This is a genomic window from Geofilum rubicundum JCM 15548 (assembly GCF_000974365.1).
Classification (GTDB): domain Bacteria; phylum Bacteroidota; class Bacteroidia; order Bacteroidales; family Marinilabiliaceae; genus Geofilum; species Geofilum rubicundum.
In genome coordinates, this window is sequence record NZ_BAZW01000116.1 from 1 (window position 1) to 3652 (window position 3652).

The 3652-nt window shown below is 43.2% G+C and carries 4 protein-coding genes and 2 pseudogenes; all 6 read right to left on the bottom strand.

Annotated elements, in window-relative coordinates:
* Positions 1–412, bottom strand: a pseudogene (locus tag JCM15548_RS20070) (hypothetical protein); the annotation flags it as partial.
* Positions 413–602: 190 nt separating this feature from the next.
* On the bottom strand, positions 603–1220 hold the full coding sequence (locus JCM15548_RS24795) for an AMP-binding protein (protein ID WP_262487162.1): 618 nt from the start codon (positions 1218–1220) through the stop codon (positions 603–605).
* 104 nt (positions 1221–1324) lie between these two features.
* Positions 1325–1549: pseudogene (locus JCM15548_RS25905) on the bottom strand (long-chain fatty acid--CoA ligase); the annotation flags it as partial.
* 5 nt (positions 1550–1554) lie between these two features.
* Entirely contained in the window at positions 1555–2523 is a 969-nt protein-coding gene (locus JCM15548_RS24800) for an AMP-binding protein (protein ID WP_227626067.1), read from the bottom strand.
* A 17-nt stretch (positions 2524–2540) separates the two neighbouring features.
* Entirely contained in the window at positions 2541–2738 is a 198-nt protein-coding gene (locus tag JCM15548_RS25910; protein ID WP_369403720.1) for an aldose epimerase family protein, read from the bottom strand.
* On the bottom strand, positions 2711–3577 hold the full coding sequence (locus JCM15548_RS20080; protein WP_262487164.1) for an aldose epimerase family protein: 867 nt from the start codon (positions 3575–3577) through the stop codon (positions 2711–2713). Before JCM15548_RS20080 ends, JCM15548_RS25910 begins: the two co-directional genes overlap by 28 nt.
* Between the last annotated feature and the right edge of the window lie 75 nt (positions 3578–3652).

The window sequence follows — 3652 nt, forward strand, 5'->3', positions numbered from 1 at the left end:
ATTCCGTTGCTGAAAAAAAGACCATTCCGGCTTGTGCCAGAATATACGGTTGAAGTGTTCGCTCCTTAAAGTAACCTAAGATATGGTTAAAAGGCCGATAGGACACCCCCATACCAAACTCCAGATACATGTTCTCGAATGTGGCATACGGTTCATTTAGCGTCGGAGGAAGCTGCTCCCCTTTCATGGCGCCAGCCATTAAATTAAGGCGTGCTGAAATTGTTCTGGACATTTCCCGGTTGACCAGAGCGCCTACCGAATAGCTGGTTCTTGATTGATCTACAAGATCACCAAAAAACATATTGGCACCACCTTTCGGCGTAATTGACGTACCCGAAAGCAGGTCAAACGGTTGGGTCGAATACCCCCGCCTTAGTTGACTATATCCTGATACGGATATCCATACAGCCAAAATGAGGAGAATTGTTTTTTTGTTATATGTGCACATCTATATTTCCCAGGTGTTAGTGTCAGATGTATAATTCGCTGTAAAATTGGTGAAAACTTTGATAACTTCAAAAAGCTGTTACCTACAAAAGACGAAATATAACCCTTTTTGTTTCGTTTTTTTTATTGAATGCCTATTATTATTGATTAACGACCTAGTTTTTCTTATCGTTTTCACCCAAATAATATCTAATATTTAGTTTATTATGGTTATTCATTATATCCTTACCCGTGGGCGTGAAAAGGTATTCAATCTCTTTATTGTAAGTCACTTCAATGACCCGCCTCACGATTTTCATCGTACTGTTAAGCATTTTATTGGCCTCGGTAAAGGGTTCAGGCAGGATGGCAATGGAAGTCGGTAACCACCGTTGTGGAAACATATTCTGCAATTTACCATCTTTTTTGAATTGTGCCAGCTCTTGTTGAATTTGATTGAGAATAAAATGAACTTTTTCTTCCTCATCGTTTTGCGGATGCTGCTTTAACAGAGATTTGATTTTGTCACGGGCCGGAACAGCAACGGCTACCGTGTAGGGACTCTGGTTGTTATAAAGGACTATTTGATCGATGGTTGGACAGTGGTCGATGATGGCCTCTTCTATGCCTTCGGGACTGTATTTTTCTCCATCGTGGGATATGAGCAAACTTTTGAAGCGGCCAAGGACATATAAATAGTTTTCCTGATCCAGATAACCCAGGTCCCCTGTAAACAACCAGCCATCCTTGATGGTTTCTGCGGTAGCTGTCTCATTTTTCCAGTAACCCAACATGACATTTTCCCCCTTGACAACAATCTCTCCGGAAACGCCGACTGGCAGGTTTTTCCTTCCTCATCGCAAATGCGGATGTCCAGATTCTGAACGACTTTACCGGATGAACCCATTTTGTGGAAGGTGGGGGTATTGGCCGAGATAATCGGGGCTGCTTCACTTAAGCCATATCCCTGATACATTGGAATGCCCAGGGCATAAAAGAATTTTTGAAGTTCTATGTCGAGCAAGGCACCACCGCCAATAAAATATTGCAGGTTACCCCCTAAGCCTTTTCGAATGGCAGAAAACAATATTTTGTCAAAAAGCCGGCCCAGTGGTTGTGTCATTTTTCTCAGACCTCTGCCTTTATTGTCTCCTGTGCCATTGTACCAGTAGCATGAGCCAGAGCAGTTTTAAACAATAGCCAGGCCAGCCTTCCCTTTGCTTTAACACCCTTTTCAATGTTCTTTTTGAAATTTTTGGCCAGTGCCGGAACGCTCATTAAAACATGGGGCTGAACCTCCAATATGTTATTGGCAAAATTCTTTAAGGTTTCGTTGGCCGTTTTGCCTGCCTGAACGGCAGCTATGGAGGCCCCATGATACATAAATGCGTAAAGTGCTGCCGTATGGGCAAAAGCATGATCCCAGGGCAAAACCACTAATGTGCGAAATGTGGCCGGAATATCTATAAAACTGAAGGCCTGCTCCACATTAGCGGTATAGTTTCTGTGCGAAAGCATGATGCCCTTGGGGTCGGCAGTGGTGCCCGAAGTATAGGAAATATTTGCCATATCTTCAGGCTTAACCGATTGACGACGTTCCTGAAGTGCCTCCGGACTATTTTTAAGAAATTCCTTTCCTTTCTGATAAATATCCTGCCATGAGGTTTCCTTTTCCTGCCAATCGTCCAACTGACCAAAAACAATAACCCTGTCGAGTCGGGGCAATTGTGCCTGTATTTTTCTTATTTTGTGAATATGAAAGGGAGATGCCAAAATCAATTGACTGTCAGAATGATGGATTCTGAAGAATAAATCATTGGCTTCCTCCAGTTTTGTGGATAGCGGCACGTTCACGGCCCCTGCATATAAAATGGCCAATTCGGCTATTAACCAGTCACGGCGACCTTCCGACAACAGGGATACTCTGTCTCCTTTTTGCAGACCCAGGGACATCAGACCAGCTGCATAGGTTTGCACCAGATCTAAACTATCCTGATAGTTGGTTGGATGGTAAACCCCATCCACTTTTTCCCAAATGAGGGCATTATTCGGGTACTTATTGGCCTTATCTTCAAAATAGTCAATTATACTAATCATGGCGCCTGTTTCAGAAGTTATTGTTCTGTGCTGAACTTAAAAACGGTGGTATGATTAAAGGGTTTATCGGGCGCTGATATGGCACTGGGAAATTGCGGTTTGTTGGGGGAATCGGGAAAATACTGTGTCTCCATACAGAAACCTTCAAAGCTTTCAAATTTTCTGGCGCCACGTCCGTGGCTGCCATCTAAAAAGTATCCGGCATAAAATTGCATGCCCGGCAGGGTGGTAAATACTTCCAATACTCTGCCAGACGCCTCTTCCTTAACGATGCAGCTCTTTCTAATTCACCTTCTTTGTGTTTCAGAACAAAGTTATGGTCGTAGGTTTTTTCAGGCAGTGAATCAATTCTTTCGCCAATGGTATGCAGACTGGTGAAATCAAATGGGGTATCTTTTACAGAGGCCAATTCTCCCGTTGGAATGGCATCTATGGCAGGGGTGTATTGGTCGGCCATGATCATCACCTCATGGTTGAGTATGTCGCCCGATTGTCCCGACAGGTTAAAATAAGCATGGTTGGTAAGGTTGACCGGAGTGGCCTGATCCGTTTCCGCATAATATTCCATGATCAATTCGTGGTCATCTGTCAGTTGGTAGGTGATGCTTACCTCAAGGTTGCCCGGGTATCCTTCATCATTATCGGGACTGGAAAGTTTCATGACCAGCTTGTTATCCATGATTTCACCTTTCCATAATTTGAAATGAAAACCTTCAGGGCCACCATGTAGGTGGTTTTCGCCATTGTTGATGGCCAATTGGTAGGTTTTTCCGGAAAGGGTAAACTGTCCTTTGGCAATGCGGTTGGCAAAACGACCAGCAGTGGTTCCCAGATAAGGGCAGTTGCTTTTATAGTTGTCGGATAAATAGGTCATGGGATCATCGAAGCCTAAGGTGACTTCTTCAATTTTTCCATTTTTATCAGGGGTGGTAATGCTGGTTATGGTAGCGCCAATATTGGTGATTTTTACGGTGGTACCTGTGTTGTTGCTTAGCTCATAGAGATAAACCGGCCGTTGTTTATCATTGGAAATGATGGTTTCTTGAATGCGCATGAGTTTCTCTTTTTAGTAGATAATGTTCACAAAAATAGAAAAAATAGGTAATAAGCCATTAAAATAAATGGGCTA